Source organism: Qipengyuania flava, assembly GCF_011762005.1.
Classification (GTDB): domain Bacteria; phylum Pseudomonadota; class Alphaproteobacteria; order Sphingomonadales; family Sphingomonadaceae; genus Qipengyuania; species Qipengyuania flava.
The window spans coordinates 129,499-146,401 of the sequence record NZ_JAASQU010000003.1 but is presented as its reverse complement, the minus strand read 5'-3'; the positions used below and the strand labels follow the sequence as shown (position 1 = coordinate 146,401).

The following is a 16,903-nucleotide window of genomic DNA, read 5'->3' as shown; positions in this document are numbered from 1 at the left end:
ATCGCCGCCGAGCAGGTCCGCTCTACGCCGGTCAAACTCACGGCAGATTGCGGTAGTGCCGTCGCGCCGATTGCCGACTTACTTGGTGCGGGCGTTCCAGCCCGAATTCCCCATGGCGAACAATGATCGACCTAGACGGGTTCGTATCCGATCCGGATGGGGTACGGCAGCGAGCCGGAAACGAAAAGGAACTCAAACGAGCCATTTGCCTAAGAGGATAAAGTATTAATGATGGTGTGGCGTGTGATCTGCCGGTTTTAATCTTAGTCCGAAATGGATTAACCCTTGTTGGAAACTGTTTCTGTGGCTGTGCGACTTTTATTATCTAAATAATCGTGTAGCATTCGACTCGTCGGGTATCTCTCGGCAAAGGAGGTAAGTGATGAAGAAAGCTCTTATCGGTGTCGCTGCTGCAATCATGTTTGCTGTGCCAGCATCGGCCAATCTACTCGATACGTTTCACATCCAGTACAACTATTTCGATAACAACGGCCAATTCGTTGGTCAGTTCACCGTGTACTGCAACGGCTTCGAAGTGATGGACGGTTCGTATACGAACAACTACACAGTGTCGTACGGCAATTGCGACGCTAGATAGGGATGGGGCAGGCACTGCCTGCCCCATCCAACACGATGAGCAAATCTATCGGCGCGTCGTTTTGCGAGGAGGCTGCCGGGATAGCTGGTAGGTTAAAGCGCCCAACTCGTGCGCGTGCATGAACAAATCTATGACGATCTGCGCCAATGCATGCCGCTATGCAGAAGCCCGAGCATAAGATTCTTCGTGGGCCCAGACGTGTCATGCTCTGCTTCGCGCTGGGGCGAGCCCTGCAAGTATGGCGGTGGAGCGTGGCGTGCGGGGCGAAGCGGTGGCGGTCGACCTGCCCGGCGATAAGACGCTGTTCGCGCTGCTGCGATCGGACAACACTGTCGAATGGGCATCCAATGTCATGCAGACGCTCGCGCTCCATGTCGCTCACCGCAATGGACAGGAGACGCATGCATCCGTTATCGCCCGATCATTCTTCTACACGCTGCTAAGATCCGGTTCAGAGCCGCGGCAAGCCGGCGGCACGATCGGGTGCGTTCCACGTTAGAGGTCATGATGTTCGGTCGCCTGTCTGTCCTGCCGCAATACCTTTTGCCCAAACGTGGGCTCACCCAATTTGCCGGTCGTGTTGCGCGGGCGCAGGGGGGGCGGGCGACGACCCGGCTGATCCGCTGGTTCGTCGGGAAATACGGTGTCGACATGAGCGAGGCCGAAAACCCGGACATCGCCAGCTATGCCTCGTTCAACGACTTCTTCGGTCGCCCGTTGAAACCGGGTGTGCGGCCGCTGGCCGATGCCGATTTCATCTCTCCGGTGGATGGTGCCATCAGCCAGTTCGGCGCGATCGACGACCATCATATCCTGCAGGCGAAGGGGCATCGTTTTACCACGACCCAGTTGCTCGCCGGGGATGCCGCGCTGGCGGACCGGTTCCGTCACGGCAGCTTCGCGAATCTCTATCTCTCGCCGAAGGATTATCACCGGCTGCACATGCCGTGCGCGGGCCGCCTGCAGCGCATGATTTATGTCCCTGGCGCGCTGTTCTCGGTCAATCCCACGACCGCGCGCGGCGTGCCCGGGCTGTTCGCCCGCAACGAACGCGTGGTCTGCGTATTCAACTCCGAAACGCATGGGCGCTTCGTGATGGTGCTGGTCGGCGCGACGATCGTCGGCAGCATGGCGACCACTTGGCACGGCGTGGTCAATCCGCGGCGCACCGGGGTGATCGCCGAATGGGAGTACGCAGACCGCCCGATCGCGCTCGAGCAGGGCGAGGAGATGGGGCGCTTCCTGCTCGGATCGACCGTGATCATGCTGTTTGAAAAGGATGTCATCGATTTCAATGCGGACTGGCGCCCCGAAGGGCCGGTCCGGCTGGGCGAGGCGATGGGCAACACGCCCGCGCGTTGATGCCCGCCCGGGCCCCGCAATTTGATCCGCCACGAGGGCCGCTTTCCTACTCGCCCTGCGCCCGCCATGATGGCTGCGGCCCTTCGATCGTGTGCGATGGTTACCCTAGTCGGATCAGAAGCATGGAGCGCCGCGCAGTTGAAAGGTCACACGGGCGGCACTGTCGTGCGACCCAAGGCACTGGATGCGAAGGATTTCAGCGAAGGTCACGCTTCTCGCGCGCGGCTTTCGCGGTCCAGCTTCAGCCGAACACCGCCACGCACTGCATGCCGTCGAGGATCTGCTTGCCGTCGGCATTCCACAGGCGCAGCCGTTCGGACGAATAGCCCGCGTCGGCATGCTGGCTGGCGGTTTCGGCCAGCCACCACCCGTCGCGCGTTGCCGGGGCGGAATCGAGCAGGTTGAACGACCAGTTGATCGAACTCAGCGGGCCCTGCCGCTGCATTGCGCGCATCGCGCCCGGTGGCAGCACGTCGCCCATCAGGATCAGCTCGCTGACCGGGTCGAGCCCGCTGCGCTCGGTGAGGCGCGCCCAGCGACGCACCACGGGCGCGCCGGGGCCCTGCTGTTCCTGCGCACGGAGGATCTCGAAGTTGTTCTGGATGAAGGCGGGGCCCTTGCCGTGCATCGCGGGTTCCGCCTCCTCGGGCGCGCCGGGCCATTCGTCGACCGGCGCCGCGTGGTGCAGCGCATTGGGCTCGCGATCGGTGCCGAACAGCCAGAAAGCGGTCAGCGCGCAGGCGCCCGCGCACCAGATCTCGCTGCAAACCTGCGCCACGTTGCGTCCCTGCCGCACGATCTCCCGGCGCAGTTCCATCTCGGGTCCGGTCGGCGCCACGAAGGCGATCTGCGCGCCGCGCAGCGGGGGCAGGTCCGGGAAGGCGCGCGTCACTGCGGTGTAGGCGATCAGAGCCGACGCACCGCCATAGAGCGTGCGGCCCTGCATCCAGTGGTCGAGCCCGGAAAAGCGCGTTTCACCCGCGCCGGCGGTGATCGGATCGAGGAGATTGGCAGTGCTCATGATGGGTGTCATTGCCGCTATCGCCCAGGGCGTCCAGACTGACGTTACGTAAGGCATCACGAGGCGATTGCCTTTGTCGCACAGAATCGCTAGTGCGCCGCTTCCTTCCCGAGAGGGAGGGGCGAGGCCCGATGGCGGAGTGGTTACGCAGAGGACTGCAAATCCTTGCACGCCGGTTCGATTCCGGCTCGGGCCTCCACTTCTCTGTCCTTTCGGCGCAGGAGTTGCTCAGTTTTGGACATGAGCAGTTTCCGGATAGATTGAGACAAAGACGTCTGCCTCCCGCTGCTGACGTTTGCCGATAACTCAGAAGTTTTTGCCTCGGCATCGGACGTCATACTGTCGGCGATGCACGCTGCGCCCAGCTTTTAGTTGTCTGTTGAAATACTCGCCGTCCTATACCGATTGCGGTGGGGCAATTTCCCCCGAGCTAAGGGGAGGAGGCCCCATGCACATGGCTTCGTCGGGTTCGGAAATAAGAATCTGTCAGGATTGGGCTGCTTTGCGACGTAGTCTCGGTTGATCTACGCGCGATGACCGCTCGCAAATTCTTATAATGCGTGTCTTGGAACTAAGATCTTACGACCTCCCTTCCGTGTCATGCGCATATCCCTATCGCAATAGTGGGATTGTTGGCTGGGGACCGGATGCTCATGCTAGCACGTTAGGGCCTCTGGCAAAAAACCACATAAAAGCTGGTCAGCTATTGAAATCCTCTCTTATCAGCAACAAATGCGGAAAGAGGGGAATCTAAGATGCCGACTAAAGTCGCAGAAGACTTTCTTGCCGCCTTGGCTGACGAGTTGGCCATAAGTGATGCGCGCTATGATCAAGCCTGCCGTAGCTACGAGTCACTGGGAGACTGGTTGCACCGGCCAGAATCGAGCGTTCGTCAATACGACCCGCAAGTTTATGTGCAAGGATCCTTCCGTCTTGGAACGGCTATTCGCCCTTCGAACGATGGAGAGGAATACGATGTCGATTCCGTGTGCGTTCTTCGGGATCTCGACACTGGCGACTTGAGTCAGGCAGATTTAAAGGCGCTCGTCGGTGATGAGATCAAAGACTATCGCCGCGCGAAAGGCATCCAAAAGCCGGTGAATGAGGGCAACCGCTGTTGGGTGCTAACCTATGCAGATGAAGCCCAGTTTCACATGGACATCGTCCCTGCAATTCCGAACTCCGCTCAACGGCGCATTCTGCTCGAAGCTGGAGGTTTCGATACACGTTGGGCCGATTCAGCAATCGTAATTACGGATCGGCGTCTTCCGAATTACGAAGACGTGACCGACGAATGGCCAACATCGAACCCGAAGGGTTACGCTGAGTGGTTTCAAGAGCGGATGGGCCCAATCTTTGATGAGCGCCGTCAAATACTTGCTGAGACAATCAGTGCGAGCGTCGAAGAAATACCTATCTACAGGGTTAGGACTCCTCTTCAATCGGTTATCATGATACTTAAGCGTCATCGCGACGGTATGTTTGAAGGTCGCTATGACGATCGGCCAATATCCATCATCATTACTACACTCGCTGCGCATGCATATGAGGGCGAAGCAAAGGTCGCTGATGCTCTCTTTGCGATTTTGTCGAAGATGGATAATTCCATCGAAGACAACGGGGATATTCGGATAATTCGCAACCCATCCGACCCCTTGGAAAACTTCGCGGACAAATGGCCACTCTATCCTGAGCGAGAGGATGCCTTTTTCGAGTGGCTTGACCAAGCGCGGCAAGATTTCGCCCATCTCGCCAAACAAGTTGAACGAAGGCAACTGGTTGAAAGCGTCAAACCCCGGATCGGTGTCGTTGCCAGCAGAGCTGCGGAACGGATGAATCCTCCTAGCAGCATGTTGCGCCCCGCAGCCGCCGCGGTTGGCATCGGAGCCGCATCATCAGGTGCTCCCGCATTTCCAAATACGCGACGTGAACCCACCTCTCCGAAGGGTTTTGCTTGATCTGGTGGGCTGAGCAGCCCGGTCGGGCGCGTGACGAGCAAGTCGCGATCGGTGAGCTCGCGGAGCTCCACACTTGGCTCACCATCGTGAAGACTCGTCTTAACGAGCAGTTCTCGCTCGTATTCGATTTCAACCTCGAGATAGACGACAAGGTAATCCCATTAAGCCTCCGATATCCAGAACTCTTTCCGGACGCGGCCCCGTCGGTCTTCTCTCGGGATGGGCAACGGCTATCCGGTCATCAGTATGGCCCTCAAGGCGAGCTCTGCTTGGAGTATCGACCAGACAATTGGACAACGGATATCACTGGCGCGATGATGATTGAAAGCGCGCATCGCCTTCTCTCAACCGAAAAAGAGACCGGCCGGCCCGCACCTTCAGATCATCAAATCTCGCGCTCCCAACGTTTCCGTCATTCCACGTTGCGATTCTTTTATTCCGCAGAGACGCTCGTTGGTCTCTCGAAGATCAAGCCAGGGAATTTCGTCGAGGCCGAGATCCATGAGCAGGTGACCGCTCAAACCTTTGTCGCGGAGCTTTACTCGATTGGCCCCGCGGCGGCCCCGATCTGGGAGAGCTTAGCGAAAAGGGGAGGAGAGACTCGTCCGATAGCGGGTGTAGCAATACGCATCGCTGAAAAACTGAATCGGCCCTGCAAGGACCTAGCGGAACTTCGTGCGCTGCTCTGGTCAAATGGTCTTGGAAACTTTGCAACCGAACTTGTGAACGACACCGAAACGAAACTCGTTGTCTTGTTCGATGGCGAACGCCCGCATGTAAGCATTGTGTTCTCTGGGGATGACGAGCGGAGGCTGATTAAATACGAAGCGATCTTCACCGAGCCAGACCACCAGCGCCTCGACTCTGAATATCACAATTTGAAAAGCGCGAAGGTGGCGATCGTAGGGTGTGGGTCGGTAGGATCGAAGATTGCGGTTCAGCTCGCACGCTCTGAAGTGACGAACTTCGTTCTGATTGACGGCGACATTCTAGCTTCTGGAAATCTTGTTCGCAACGAGTTGGATTGGCGTTCGGTCGGAGTTCACAAGGCGCCAGCCCTCGGTTCGCGTTTAAATGAAATCAACCCGAACTGTGTCGTTGACGCAAGGACCAATCCAGTCGGTGGGCAAGAGAGCGGCGCATCTGCATCGGCGACCATTGCAGCTATAAGAGCGTGCGATCTCATCATTGATGCGACCGCTGAACCAAATGTTTTCAATTTTTGCGGGGCGATCGCGCGCAGGTTTGAAAGGCCACTTTTCTGGGCTCAGGTCTTCGGAGGGGGTGCCGGCGGGGTTGTAGCGAGGCTCCGTCCAGGGATTGAACCACCCCCACTAGTCGCACGACAACGCATTGAGGCTTGGTATCGAGATCAAGGTGTCCCTTGGCCAGACGATGGTCCGTCAAAACCCTATTCGGACCATGCAGACGATGGAACGCCCCTCGTAGCTGATGACGCCGATGTTACAGTCATAGCGTCGCACCTATCTCGTTTCATCATCGATTACTTGTCTCGTCCTGAGGCCTCGCAATTTCCATATTCCACCTACGTCATCGGCCTAAAGGAGAAATGGATTTTCTCCGCTCCCTATGACGTTCGCCCTGTCGATCTGGGCGAAGGCGAGCAATGGGGTGAAAAGACGAAAGCCGCTGATAAGGAGGCCCTTGAAGCTTTTCTTTCTGAACTTTTGGCGAGCGATGACGATGAGGGTTGAGATAGGTTCGTCCATCAGGTGGAAGCTACGTAGTTCGCTGCGTCGCTCCGGCAGACGCGAGATTGGTGGAGTGATCATGGGCGAGCAACTCAGCCCTGGTCATTTCAGGATCGTAGATCTTACTGTCGATAATGAAACGGGCGGTCGAGCGCATTTCGTTCGTAGCCCTGAGATTCACTCACAAGCCCTGCATGATTTTTTCGAACGAACGGGCAATGAATATGACCGGTTCAATTATTTGGGAGAATGGCACTCCCATCCAAGTTTCCCGGTGAATCCGAGCATTCAAGATGCCGGGTCGATGTTCGAACTTGTGCACGGAGAAAGACAGATTGATTTCGCGGTCCTTTTGATCGTCCGGCTGGATTGGTGGTGGAAACTGAGCGCATCTTGCACTCTTTTTCAGCGCGGCCGTGATGCAGCGCCGGCCGAAATCCAAGGGGTGTGACCTTGACCAAGTATTTTTTGCGTTCGCTGATCGACTGGCTCTTCCGTCGCCGATCCATCGGGTTGAGGTTAACCAGAATTGGCGCTGGTCTCTTCGTTGTGGCTTTGGTCGGGCTTTCGGTCGGCGTTACCATTCCGACCAAAGACGGGCCTTTTATCTTCAGCTGGGACAGCTCAGGGGGAGCAGCCGTTCTTACTGGGGCTGTCTTTCTTGTCGCTACAGCGCTCGTCGTTATCGGACTGGTCCTCATCGTGCGTGATGTCCGGCTGGAAAATCGTAAAAAAGTGATTGTGATTGAGGCTCGAGGCTTGCGAGATTGGGCCGGCGAGCCATTGGAGAACGCAATATCTCCTGCAGTGAAGGGGCGTCGCGACGCGTTTACCGTCGACGTTCGGCAAAGGATCGTAGATGGGCAAATCGTAAGCCCGGATAGGGCCCTCGAGAGATTGTCCGGCCTCCCTGATGACATCGCGCGCCGCGTAAGCGGCGTCGACCGATCTGACGTAACCTTCGCCTTAGGAGGATTGGCGCCGGTTCCTTTGCTTTTCTTGTTGGGCGTCATTGTAGATGACGAACACAAAACCATCCTGATGGACTGGGACCGCAAGTCGCAGATGTGGCGCGCCTTAGATGATGAGGACGATGGGAAAAGGTTTGCGATCACGGGCATGAGTGAGGTTTGCAAGACAGACTCTCGCGCCGTTCTGGCTGTTTCGGCATCTTATGACGTCCTTGACGCTGACATAAGATTGGTAGAGCCCAGTGCGCCGATCATAAGATTAGACTTGGCGGATCGATCGACAGCATCGCACTGGTCAGAGAAAAAGCAGCAGGCTCTAGGCCAGCAATTTTTGGATACCATTATGGGTCTGGCAAGAGATGGCATTTCAGAAATTTCACTTTTTCTTGCAGCGCCCGCAAGCCTGTCAATTAGGCTGGGAACCCTCTATGATAAGCGCAATCTGCCGAAATTATTGGTCAACCAGTATGAGAATGCTGACCCACTGAAATTTCCCTGGGCAGTAGTCATGCCGGTCGCAGGGCGTAGTCGGCCCGAACTATTTCAGCGCTAGGAGCCGCTGTAGAAGGCCTTGGCGCATTGGGCACTCTTACCGGTATCGGCTGTATGCATCGCGGCGCGTGACACGGGGCCCCAAGGCTCTAGCGCCTTTATCATGCGCGTAAATTTCGATCTCGAGCCATGACTGTTCGGCAACGAAATCGGCTTCGAAGACTTCACGCCACCAGACCTGCTCTTTAGGATCCCAGCGATAACCGCGCAGCCGCAGCATGTCCTTTGTCGAAAAGGCTGACCCCACAGCCTCCAAAAGAAAGCTGTAGGACGAAGACTTATCGTCGAGCTCAAAGAGCAAGGGCCGGCCATCTGTCCGCTCGTGCCGAAGGAGCTGAATAAGTGCGTCGACGTCACCCTGCGCCCTATGCGCGTCGTAGAACCAGCCGGCTTGCGCGCACAGCCAGCCGAGAGAGCGGCCCTCGAAGCCTGCACTGACCCAATCAATCTCCTGACAAGAGCAGGCCCATTGCTTCCTAGGAAGGTTGGTCAGTCGTTTCTCAACCATGGGGCGGTCGAAAGACGCATTATGAGCAATGACCAGATCAGCTGAGGCGATAATCTGGGTCGCTAGATAATCGTCGATCTGATGCCCACGGAGGTCTTGGTTGGTGATGCCGGTAATTCGGATAATGTCATCGCTAAGGGGCACGCCGGGGTCTTCACGCCAGCACCATGAGCGTCCGATCTCCACGATGTGTCCACCGGGATCAAACCTGAAACGGCGAACGGCAAGCTCGATCACGCTATCAGCCTCCTGATTGAGGCCCGTAGTCTCGACGTCAATCACCGCCGCAACCCGAGAGGGGGCGTCCGGATCACCTTCACCTGTTTCGCCGACACGCAGATCCACACGACGAAGTTGACGGATATCAGAGTTCGCCGGATCAGGCATGAACCGGCTCCGGATGGTTGACTGGCTGCTCACTGCCGACCAGCTTACCTATGGATTCAGAATCTGCGTCGAGAGCGAGGCCCAGCCCGTGCAACAGGATTGCTTTCGAACAGGGCAGCCGTTCCAGGCAGGCCTCGATTGGAGCGAGGCCTCCAAACAGTTCCAGGGGCGACATCATCCAACTGACCGGATCGTCGGACAAACCGTCGCGCTGCATACGCGCCCCAGTCTCAGCAGCAACGCACACGATGCGCACCAAAGAGACGCGCTGAACTGTAATGATACCCCCGCTATTTTCCTCGAGAGGATCGAGTTTCCAATCTGCGGGAGTGGGCTCCAAAGGGTTGTCGAATTTAAAGTCTGCGGCATCGCTCATCGCACCGCTCCTCGTATTGCGCGCCGGACATTCCGGCACCTCGCAAATCCGACATAACCAGTTAATTCAATAATTCAATAGGTATTGAAGCATTGAATCAACTTGTCGGTAGGGATTGCTAGCGCTATCAGCAGGAGAATGGAAAAAATGGAAATCGTCGCGCAACTCAGTGCCCTTGCTCAGCCTACGAGGCTGGAGATTTTTCTGGCCATTGCGAGAGCAGCCGACGGTATCACATCTAGTGAGGTTGCTGAGCAAACGGACACAATGCCCAATAATGCCTCGGTCCACTTATCGGTATTACGAAATGCAGGGCTGGTCTCTTCGACAAAGGAGGGCCGCTCAGTCACCTACCGGGCGAAACGTGATGCGTTGCGCAGCTTGGTTGCTTTTCTCTTGAGAGCCGCTGGATGATCCGAGACTTCTCGAACCGTCGTGGGCTCCGGTTCATGGCCTTAAATGCACCGATAATTGGGCTTCTTGCTACTTGTGGAAAGCTAGGGAATTGGGCCATTCGTCCCCCCATTTGAGGAACTGCTACCCGGTCACCCGTGTGCCGACTTCCAAGCGCCCATCGAACCCAAAAAGACATCGAGATGGTCGAACCCATGCGCATCAAGCCAGCCGGCGGCGACGGTCGCGCGCATGCCGCTCGCGCACATGAGTGTGTAGCGCTGACTGCGGTCGAGCTCGTTCCACTTCTCGTTCAGTTCGCCGACATAGATGTGGCGAGACCCCTTTATCGCTTGCGCCTGCCGCTCGTCGGCATCTCGCACGTCGAGCAAGGTCCAGTCGCCGGATTTTTCCTGCAAACGGCGCTCGACTTCTTGCGTCCCGATCATCGGGATCGAGCGCATGGTTTTCCCCGAGGCTGCGGCTGGGACCACACCGACATACCCCCCGACGATGTTATCGAGCGCAATCCTCACCAGATGCTCCATCGTGGTTGATAGCTGGTCCTGCGACGAAGCCACCAGCGCGAGCTTTTCGCCTTTGCCAACGAACCATCCGGCAAAGGCCGGGATCATGCCGACCGGCAGGTTGATGCTGCCCGGCAGATGCCCCGCCGCATAGGCAAGCGGCTCTCGGACATCGATAACCCTGTCGGCATCGCAGGACGACAGTTCGCCAAGGCTCATCGGTTGGGGTTTGAGCACGCGCGGTGCGGCATCGCCGCCCACCAGGTTGAGGTGTTCCATCAGCCGGAAATAAGGCGGCTGGTAGTGGTGTTCGTTTACCTTGCGATCGATGAACGCCTCCCGGTCCTTCATCTGGAGCATCGGGTTGTTGCGGCGCTCGTGACCGACCGTCGAAAACTCCCTGTCCGCCATACCGGATCCGCACACCGAACCGGCACCATGGGCAGGATAAATGATCGCCTGGTCGCCCAGATCGCAAATCTTGCGGAGCGACTCGAAAAGAAGGCCCGCGACCTCGCGCTTGCGATCGGGATAGAAATCGGTTCGGCCGACATCGCCGACAAACAGCGCGTCGCCGGTGAACACGCCGACTGCCTTGTCGGGATACTCGCTATCGAAGATGGCATAGGCGACGTGGTCGAAGGTGTGGCCCGGAGTTTCGAGGACGCGGATCTCGAGCTGTCCGATCGCGTAGCAGTCGCCTTCTCTCGTGGTCTTTGCGTATTCCACCTCGCCGTCCGCGTTGGGGCCGTGGAATACTTCCGCCCCGGTCAGCTCAGCGAGGATGGGCGCACCGGAAACCAGGTCTTCGTTGCGATGGGTCTCGAAGATATGAGTGATCCGCAGGCCTTCGTTTCGTGCTTTCTCCACATAGATTTCGCAGTCCCTTCGAGGGTCGATAACAGCGGCCTGACCGCCCGATCCGATCAAATAGGAAAGGTGGGATAGACCGGGGGTCTTGATCTTTTCGAGCAGCACGTTCTCTCCTTTTCTTGTTTGTTCGCTGTGCGCAGATGCCTGGACGCTATTGTTATCGAAACGCCACTCCGTTTGGATTTTAAGATGCTACGCGCAGCGAGCCCGAGTGCAGGGAGTGGAGCCACGAGCCACATAGCGACTGGGATCAATCCGATGTCCCCAAAATCGGGCATTCGGTCGGAGTATTTCCAGCCCCACGGGACGCGCAGCGCGACAACTTCAACGGCAATCGTGATCGCCTCTCTGGTCGGGAGAAATGTCGAATTTCTCTCCCATGCAGCGCGTGGTTTTTAGACGTCCAGGTTTAGAGCACTAGCGGCCGCAAATGACGTAGCCTCTGTAACCTAGTTCGTCTTCCGCTCCCGGCGGAACCACGATCAACTGCTGCGCCTGCAAACCGGCGTTTCCTTCGTCATCGAGCATCTGCGTTGTGACCAGCAGTCCGCCGCTCGTGAAGCGATCCGCGCCATCAGGCTCGACCGGTATCAACTTGCCGTTGAGCTTGATGAATCCGGACCCGTTTGGCTCGTAGACAAAGGTTGGGAAACCCACCTCGGTCAGGCGGAACACGCAGCGCCCCTGGTCGCCACCGATTGCGGCGATATCGGCATCGGTCATTGTCTCCGGCTTTACCAGTGCGGTAGCCACGCCCTGCAATGCACTGGCGGCAGGTTCGATCGAAGAAGCTTTGGCCGGTGGGTCGAGATGTGCTTCCCGATCATTGCCGATGGCAGTGTTCTTGTTGCACCCGGCCAGAACGGCAGACAGGCTAGCCAGTAGTATCAGTCGCGTCTTCATTGTTCTGCTCCTTCCTCGGGTGTCTCAAGCGGTTCCGGTGCGAGCGATGGTGGAGGAGCGCGCGGTGCCTCGATCTCTTCCGGCAGGCGCTCTTCCGTCCGCACGCCGTTTTCTTCAATGTCCGCGATGAGATACTTCATCTGCGCGATCTCACGTCGCTGGGCGAGAATGATATCGTGGGCGAGCTTCCGCACCCGCGGATCCTTGATACTCGCACGCTCGCTGGTCATGATCGCGATCGAGTGGTGCGGGATCATCGCCGCCATGTATTCCTCGTCGTCGACCGTCGTCTGACTGCGCACGAGCCAGAGGGCGAGCGCAAAAACGATTGCCCCAACGCCCAAGATGATGAAGTTCTTCGTCCGGTCCTTATACATGCCCCACATGAAGAGGAGCATGACGACCATCATCATCGCGCCCATGACGAACATCATCCAGAAGCGGGTTTCGCTCCAAAATAGGTGATCGGCATCGAAGGTGTTGGCATACATGAGGAAGAACATGATGACGGTCGAGGTCGAGACCATCGCCATGAAGCGCCAGTAGTTGCCGCCGCCTCCCTCGTGCTCGTGTTGCTCGCTGTTCGCCATGTCATTCCTCCTGTTTGCTCATCGTTTGGTAGACATATTGGGCGGTGCAGCTGATCATCAGGAAACCTGTCAGCGACGCGATCCCAGAAAGCGCACGCATGTGGCCCGCTGGGAGAATATCGCCGAGACCGACGGTCGAAATCGTGATCAACGCGAAATAGTAATAGTCCATCCAGCTATCGATGACGTCCTTCTCAAGGCTGCCCAAGCCCCAAGCCGATGCGAGATACATGCCTCCTGCGAAAATCCCCGCGATCACCAAGTGGCTAACGAGAACGAGGCTCGACCCAGCCAGTAGACGCAGATGACGAGGATCTTTGCCAGGCGGCGACACGGCCTTCGCTCCGCGCAGCATCCACATGTGGAAGTAGAGCGAAATTGCGAACAATGCGAAGCCGAGAAGGATCGCCCAAATCATAGGACTACCCACCCAAGCGCCTTAGCTCCCATCCATAGACCCATACCGATCATGAACAGGTTCTCGGTCAGCGACACGAAGCCCAGCGGCACGTTGCTGTTGCCGCCAACACAGGCGCACTTGAGTTCCCGCTTGTCGATATAAACGGCCTTGAACACGCTGACCGCGCCGACCGTGCCGATGAACAGCGAGACCGGGACCGAAATGATTTGCAGAGCATGGGCGACCATGAGGACCCCAGCGAGTCCCTCGCCGAAGGGATAGACGAAGCCGTAGGGCACCCAGCGACGCGCCAGCAGGTCGTAGTTCAAGAACATAGTCGAGAAACTGCGCACGTCCTGCAATTTCTGGACCGCCAGCAAGGCCATCGAGAGGCTGACGAACCACTCGATCGCCTGAACGGTGAAGATGGTATCGAAGACATACCAGCTAATCGCCAGGCCGAGCAGGAAGGCCACGCCGAAGATCGCGATGACCGGCTGGTAGCTCGTCTCGCCCTCTTTCGGCTGACTGCGCGATTTCCCGAAGTGCTCGCGAAGATCGTCGTATCCGCCGATCCGCCTGCCATCGATGAAGGTCTGCGGCGTAGTTTCGACGCCGTGCTTTTCCTTGAACGCGTCGGTCTCCTTGCGCGTGGTCAGGTGATGATCCTCGACCTCGAAACCTTCTCGCTTCAGCAGGTCCACGGTCTTGAGACCATAGGGACACAGATGGTCGGGCATGACCATCCGGTAGACGGTGGCCTTTTTCGAAGGACCGGATCGACCGCTCATGAAGCGCTCTCCGAATAGCTTGCCCATACATTGCGTCCTGCAGGGCCAAAGGCGATGACCTGATAGGGCTGCACCCGTCCACCTACCTCCATACCGGGCGAGCCAAGTGGCATGCCGGCAACTGCGAGCCCTGTCACTCCAGTTGGCCGTTCTTCAAGTAGACGGGCGATCTCGCGAGCTGGGACATGGCCTTCGATAATGTAGCCATCTACTTTCATTGTATGACATGAGGCGAGCGCATCCGGCACGCCCAGTTCGGCCTTGACCTCAGCCATGGGGCGGTCCTCTCGTGTCTCAACCTCATGGTCGAGACCCGCACGCACGTGCTTCGCCCACTCCTCGCAGCATCCGCATTGAGGATCGCGGAACATGACGTAGGGACTGGCCTGCACTGCGCTCGTGCAGGCGGCTAGCAAGACCATTCCGCTCGCGGCCAATGACCTTCGGGTCCGGTTCCAAGCTCTGGTGAAGTTTCGTTGGCTCATCATTCGCCCCTCAGTGGTTGTCCATTTCGTGGCCAGGCATTGAAGCCATGTCGTGCCCGGCGTGCTCGTCTGTTGGCGATGCGTATGCGTCTTTAGGAGCGGCGCTTGGGGATGGTGCAACGGCAGGTGATGCCGAAGGCCGTGACGTCTGCTTTGAGATCCCAGCTGGATCGGTTCTTCCCGCTGGTTCGACGGGCATCATCGTGTCGCCCCCTGGCTCCGGGTTCGCTCGGGATGCGTCGGGCTGGGTGCCGGACATCGTTTCGGGCTCAGCCGCCATGGCAGGCTCCTCCTCTGCCTTGCGATCAGGCGGGGCGTCACACGCCGTAAGGCCGGTCATCAACGAAGTCGCGAGCGCCACCGCGATCATCTTCATCTGCTTTGTATGCGTCATAGCTACCTCGCTCACGTAAGAGACAATCCAAGATGATCTGGCCCATGGGCCAGTTCACCGCCCAGAAACCCTTGTGCGACGACAAGAACGGCAATGACGGCTAGACCGGCCCGAAGCAGAATCCGGCCGCTCTCATCCCGATGCGCGATAAGAGCTAGGCCCACGCCCAGGACGGCGATCAGCATGCCCATCCAGCGGTGGAGCTGCATGGTCGTATCGCCACCGAACCAGAAACCGGTATGTATCCAACCGAACGACGCCGCTGCAATTGCACCGATTGTTCCCGTGTAGATCAATAGCCGGACTGTCAGCCCGGCCCTTTCAACCATGCCCATCGCAGCCGCCAGTTCGACGAAGGCCGCGGTCAAAAGCAGGGCGATGGGGAAGTGAACCGTTGCGGGATGGAGCGTCTTAAGGAACGGAACCATACGGTTCGTTTCGGCACCATCGATGCCTTCGGAGGCGCGGCCATGAGCACCTGCGGCTTCGTCGTCCGCTTCGGTGGCGGGCGCAGCGGCGGAGCTGTCGCCATTCTTGTCAGCAGCAGCCCTAGTCGCCTCACTTCGGTGTGCATTATCACCGTGGGCGTAGACCGGGCTGGTGGCCAGAACGGCGGCGAACAGCAGTATCAGGGAAAACAAAAACTTCACGAGGGCCTGCCAGCTTTCACGAACGGTTAACGGTTGTCATGCCGTCTGCTACGCAAGCCGAGGCGCTTTCCCGCAAAATTATTTCCGTGAGGGATGGATGCGCTTGAGGCGTATCGTGAGAATGACCGCGCTATGAGGCTTGGAACGAGACGATGACACAGAGGCTAGACCCTATTCTTGACGCGCTAAGCCATGAGGCCCCCGGCGGTATGCGCGACGATTTTATGGAAGGGGTCTGGGAGCGGGTCGGCGAACTGACTGCAAGACGTGATCGAACGATGCGGAGTTTCTTGTTCGCGGGACTTTTGACCATCGGTCTTGGTGCTGGGGCACTCACCGTTCAGGCGCCCGGCTACAGCGAAGACACACGGTATACCCTCCTCGACCAGACCCGACTCTCTCCTGCCGATCTACTGCACGTCTCACGATGAAGAACACCAAGTTCCAGATTGCCGTCGCCGTTGTGCTCGCCGCGTTTGCGGGATGCCTTGGAGCGCTCGGTGCCGAACGCTGGCTCGGATCAAAAGAACCGGTTGGGCTCCACGACTTCGTGCACGAGCGTCTGAATCTTACCGCGGATCAGGAGGAGGAGCTCGACCTTCTCGAGGAACGTTATGCGATCGAGAACGCACGCAGAGAGCTTGAAGTGCGTCGGGCCAATGCAACGCTCGCTGCCGCGATGGACAGCGAGCATGAATACGGCCCCGAAGTTAGCGCGGCGATCGACGAGGTGCACACCGCGATGGGTGAGCTACAGAAGGCCACCGTCCGGCACGTTTTCGCGATGCGCAGTATCCTCGACGAAGAGCAGCAGCGTGAGTTCGACCGGCAGGTGTCGCTGTCGCTGACCGGTCCGCCACCGGAATGATTGCGGAGTGCCGACCGAAGTCGACATTCAAGAACAAGCTCTCGTCGCCAAGGTGGTTGCTGGCGATCGCCGTGCGTTCACACGACTGGTCGAACCGCTCATTCCCAAACTGCTGACGACCTCTACCCGGATGCTTGGGATCCGTGAAGAGGCCGAGGACGCGGTGCAGAACGCCTTGGCTTCGGCATGGCTTGCCCGCGCGCGCTTCGATCCGTCGCGACCCGTGTTACCGTTGCTCACGACAATCACTCTCAACAAATGCCGTGATAAACTGCGGCGCCGCAAAGCGGCCCGCTTTCTTGGCTTTGGCACCTCCCCCGAGCCAGATTTCTCGCCCGACCCTGCTCCCTCACCGGAAAGCGAGACGGTGGACCGACAAATCCTGAGTCGGACGCAGTTGGAGATCGAGCGCCTGCCGTTACGACTGCGCGAGGCGCTCATACTCGTTGCCATCGAGGGGCACAGCCAGCGCGAAGCGGGAGAGATGATGGGTGTCTCGGAAAAGGCAGTGGAATCGCTGGTCTACCGTGCCCGAAAGACGCTGAAGGAAAAAATTTCACTCGGGTGAGGGAAACGAACGACCG

20 protein-coding genes and 1 tRNA gene are annotated in these 16,903 nt (G+C 58.1%); 11 read left to right on the top strand and 10 right to left on the bottom strand.

Annotated features, from left to right (window positions below; all coding sequences use genetic code 11):
• Nucleotides 1–382: 382 nt before the first annotated feature.
• The 3 genes from FHS69_RS11135 (at nt 383) to asd (ending at nt 1,960) form a co-directional block, all read left to right on the top strand.
• Entirely contained in the window at nt 383–598 is a 216-nt protein-coding gene (locus FHS69_RS11135) for a hypothetical protein (protein WP_166777764.1), read from the top strand.
• Between the two features lie 238 nt (nt 599–836).
• The gene (locus FHS69_RS11130; RefSeq protein ID WP_166777763.1) at nt 837–1,097 is read left to right on the top strand and encodes a hypothetical protein; all 261 of its coding nucleotides are present in this window, start codon (nt 837–839) and stop codon (nt 1,095–1,097) included.
• 5 nt (nt 1,098–1,102) lie between these two features.
• Nucleotides 1,103–1,960, top strand: a complete 858-nt coding sequence (asd, locus tag FHS69_RS11125) for an archaetidylserine decarboxylase (RefSeq protein WP_243844645.1) — start codon at nt 1,103–1,105, stop codon at nt 1,958–1,960.
• A gap of 241 nt (nt 1,961–2,201) precedes the next feature.
• Here the strand turns inward: asd and FHS69_RS11120 are convergent, their stop codons facing one another.
• The gene (locus FHS69_RS11120) at nt 2,202–2,981 is read right to left on the bottom strand and encodes an acyl-CoA thioesterase (RefSeq protein ID WP_166777762.1); all 780 of its coding nucleotides are present in this window, start codon (nt 2,979–2,981) and stop codon (nt 2,202–2,204) included.
• Between the two features lie 125 nt (nt 2,982–3,106).
• Between FHS69_RS11120 and FHS69_RS11115 the strand changes: the two genes are divergently transcribed.
• The 5 genes from FHS69_RS11115 to FHS69_RS11095 all read left to right on the top strand — a co-directional run bounded on the left by FHS69_RS11115 (nt 3,107) and on the right by FHS69_RS11095 (nt 8,175).
• A tRNA-Cys gene (locus FHS69_RS11115) sits at nt 3,107–3,180 on the top strand.
• Nucleotides 3,181–3,736: 556 nt separating this feature from the next.
• Complete coding sequence (locus FHS69_RS11110; protein ID WP_166777761.1) at nt 3,737–4,939, top strand: nucleotidyltransferase domain-containing protein; 1,203 nt, start codon at nt 3,737–3,739, stop codon at nt 4,937–4,939.
• 86 nt (nt 4,940–5,025) lie between these two features.
• Nucleotides 5,026–6,654, top strand: coding sequence for a ThiF family adenylyltransferase (locus tag FHS69_RS11105; RefSeq protein ID WP_341801776.1), 1,629 nt, complete (start codon nt 5,026–5,028; stop codon nt 6,652–6,654).
• Nucleotides 6,638–7,102, top strand: coding sequence for a Mov34/MPN/PAD-1 family protein (locus FHS69_RS11100; protein WP_341801790.1), 465 nt, complete (start codon nt 6,638–6,640; stop codon nt 7,100–7,102). Before FHS69_RS11105 ends, FHS69_RS11100 begins: the two co-directional genes overlap by 17 nt.
• A 2-nt stretch (nt 7,103–7,104) precedes the next feature.
• Nucleotides 7,105–8,175, top strand: a complete 1,071-nt coding sequence (locus FHS69_RS11095; RefSeq protein ID WP_166777759.1) for an SAVED domain-containing protein — start codon at nt 7,105–7,107, stop codon at nt 8,173–8,175.
• Nucleotides 8,176–8,211: 36 nt separating this feature from the next.
• On the opposite strand, the gene FHS69_RS11090 is transcribed toward FHS69_RS11095, so the two are convergent.
• Both FHS69_RS11090 and FHS69_RS11085 read right to left on the bottom strand, forming a co-directional pair.
• Entirely contained in the window at nt 8,212–9,069 is an 858-nt protein-coding gene (locus tag FHS69_RS11090) for a 3'-5' exonuclease (RefSeq protein WP_166777758.1), read from the bottom strand.
• Nucleotides 9,062–9,445, bottom strand: coding sequence for a hypothetical protein (locus tag FHS69_RS11085; RefSeq protein WP_166777757.1), 384 nt, complete (start codon nt 9,443–9,445; stop codon nt 9,062–9,064). The genes FHS69_RS11090 and FHS69_RS11085 overlap by 8 nt, the downstream gene beginning before the upstream one ends.
• Before the next feature lie 138 nt (nt 9,446–9,583).
• On the opposite strand from FHS69_RS11085, the gene FHS69_RS11080 reads away from it, so the two are divergent.
• Nucleotides 9,584–9,859 carry an ArsR/SmtB family transcription factor gene (locus tag FHS69_RS11080; protein WP_166777756.1) on the top strand — a complete coding sequence of 92 codons (276 nt, stop codon included), beginning with the start codon at nt 9,584–9,586 and terminating at the stop codon, nt 9,857–9,859.
• 131 nt (nt 9,860–9,990) lie between these two features.
• On the opposite strand, the gene FHS69_RS11075 is transcribed toward FHS69_RS11080, so the two are convergent.
• The 7 genes from FHS69_RS11075 to FHS69_RS11045 all read right to left on the bottom strand — a co-directional run bounded on the left by FHS69_RS11075 (nt 9,991) and on the right by FHS69_RS11045 (nt 15,451).
• A complete protein-coding gene (locus FHS69_RS11075) occupies nt 9,991–11,343 on the bottom strand; it encodes a rhodanese-like domain-containing protein (RefSeq protein ID WP_166777755.1) in 1,353 nt (450 codons plus the stop codon).
• 312 nt (nt 11,344–11,655) lie between these two features.
• On the bottom strand, nt 11,656–12,141 hold the full coding sequence (locus FHS69_RS11070) for a DUF6692 family protein (protein WP_166777754.1): 486 nt from the start codon (nt 12,139–12,141) through the stop codon (nt 11,656–11,658).
• Nucleotides 12,138–12,668 (bottom strand): DUF305 domain-containing protein, encoded by a 531-nt coding sequence (locus FHS69_RS11065; RefSeq protein WP_166777931.1) that lies wholly within the window; start codon nt 12,666–12,668, stop codon nt 12,138–12,140. Before FHS69_RS11065 ends, FHS69_RS11070 begins: the two co-directional genes overlap by 4 nt.
• A 64-nt stretch (nt 12,669–12,732) precedes the next feature.
• Entirely contained in the window at nt 12,733–13,149 is a 417-nt protein-coding gene (locus tag FHS69_RS11060; protein WP_166777753.1) for a potassium channel family protein, read from the bottom strand.
• The gene (locus FHS69_RS11055; RefSeq protein ID WP_279588322.1) at nt 13,146–13,922 is read right to left on the bottom strand and encodes a glutaredoxin family protein; all 777 of its coding nucleotides are present in this window, start codon (nt 13,920–13,922) and stop codon (nt 13,146–13,148) included. Before FHS69_RS11055 ends, FHS69_RS11060 begins: the two co-directional genes overlap by 4 nt.
• Complete coding sequence (locus FHS69_RS11050; protein ID WP_425128225.1) at nt 13,919–14,197, bottom strand: DUF411 domain-containing protein; 279 nt, start codon at nt 14,195–14,197, stop codon at nt 13,919–13,921. The genes FHS69_RS11055 and FHS69_RS11050 overlap by 4 nt, the downstream gene beginning before the upstream one ends.
• Before the next feature lie 615 nt (nt 14,198–14,812).
• Entirely contained in the window at nt 14,813–15,451 is a 639-nt protein-coding gene (locus FHS69_RS11045; RefSeq protein ID WP_166777751.1) for a DUF2231 domain-containing protein, read from the bottom strand.
• Nucleotides 15,452–15,878: 427 nt separating this feature from the next.
• On the opposite strand from FHS69_RS11045, the gene FHS69_RS11040 reads away from it, so the two are divergent.
• Nucleotides 15,879–16,319 carry a periplasmic heavy metal sensor gene (locus FHS69_RS11040; protein WP_166777750.1) on the top strand — a complete coding sequence of 147 codons (441 nt, stop codon included), beginning with the start codon at nt 15,879–15,881 and terminating at the stop codon, nt 16,317–16,319.
• Nucleotides 16,320–16,326: 7 nt separating this feature from the next.
• Nucleotides 16,327–16,887 (top strand): RNA polymerase sigma factor, encoded by a 561-nt coding sequence (locus FHS69_RS11035; protein ID WP_341801774.1) that lies wholly within the window; start codon nt 16,327–16,329, stop codon nt 16,885–16,887.
• The last annotated feature ends 16 nt before the right edge of the window (nt 16,888–16,903 follow it).

Bases quoted from the DNA above. Each gene is read 5' to 3' on its own strand.
- FHS69_RS11135 (WP_166777764.1), top strand. From the start codon at position 383: ATGAAGAAAGCTCTTATCGGTGTCGCTGCTGCAATCATGTTTGCTGTG.
- FHS69_RS11130 (WP_166777763.1), top strand. From the start codon at position 837: ATGGCGGTGGAGCGTGGCGTGCGGGGCGAAGCGGTGGCGGTCGACCTG.
- asd (WP_243844645.1), top strand. From the start codon at position 1,103: ATGATGTTCGGTCGCCTGTCTGTCCTGCCGCAATACCTTTTGCCCAAA.
- FHS69_RS11120 (WP_166777762.1), bottom strand. From the start codon at position 2,981: ATGAGCACTGCCAATCTCCTCGATCCGATCACCGCCGGCGCGGGTGAA.
- FHS69_RS11110 (WP_166777761.1), top strand. From the start codon at position 3,737: ATGCCGACTAAAGTCGCAGAAGACTTTCTTGCCGCCTTGGCTGACGAG.
- FHS69_RS11100 (WP_341801790.1), top strand. From the start codon at position 6,638: ATGACGATGAGGGTTGAGATAGGTTCGTCCATCAGGTGGAAGCTACGT.
- FHS69_RS11090 (WP_166777758.1), bottom strand. From the start codon at position 9,069: ATGCCTGATCCGGCGAACTCTGATATCCGTCAACTTCGTCGTGTGGAT.
- FHS69_RS11085 (WP_166777757.1), bottom strand. From the start codon at position 9,445: ATGAGCGATGCCGCAGACTTTAAATTCGACAACCCTTTGGAGCCCACT.
- FHS69_RS11080 (WP_166777756.1), top strand. From the start codon at position 9,584: ATGGAAAAAATGGAAATCGTCGCGCAACTCAGTGCCCTTGCTCAGCCT.
- FHS69_RS11070 (WP_166777754.1), bottom strand. From the start codon at position 12,141: ATGAAGACGCGACTGATACTACTGGCTAGCCTGTCTGCCGTTCTGGCC.
- FHS69_RS11065 (WP_166777931.1), bottom strand. From the start codon at position 12,668: ATGGTCTCGACCTCGACCGTCATCATGTTCTTCCTCATGTATGCCAAC.
- FHS69_RS11060 (WP_166777753.1), bottom strand. From the start codon at position 13,149: ATGATTTGGGCGATCCTTCTCGGCTTCGCATTGTTCGCAATTTCGCTC.
- FHS69_RS11055 (WP_279588322.1), bottom strand. From the start codon at position 13,922: ATGAGCGGTCGATCCGGTCCTTCGAAAAAGGCCACCGTCTACCGGATG.
- FHS69_RS11050 (WP_425128225.1), bottom strand. From the start codon at position 14,197: ATGGCTGAGGTCAAGGCCGAACTGGGCGTGCCGGATGCGCTCGCCTCA.
- FHS69_RS11040 (WP_166777750.1), top strand. From the start codon at position 15,879: ATGAAGAACACCAAGTTCCAGATTGCCGTCGCCGTTGTGCTCGCCGCG.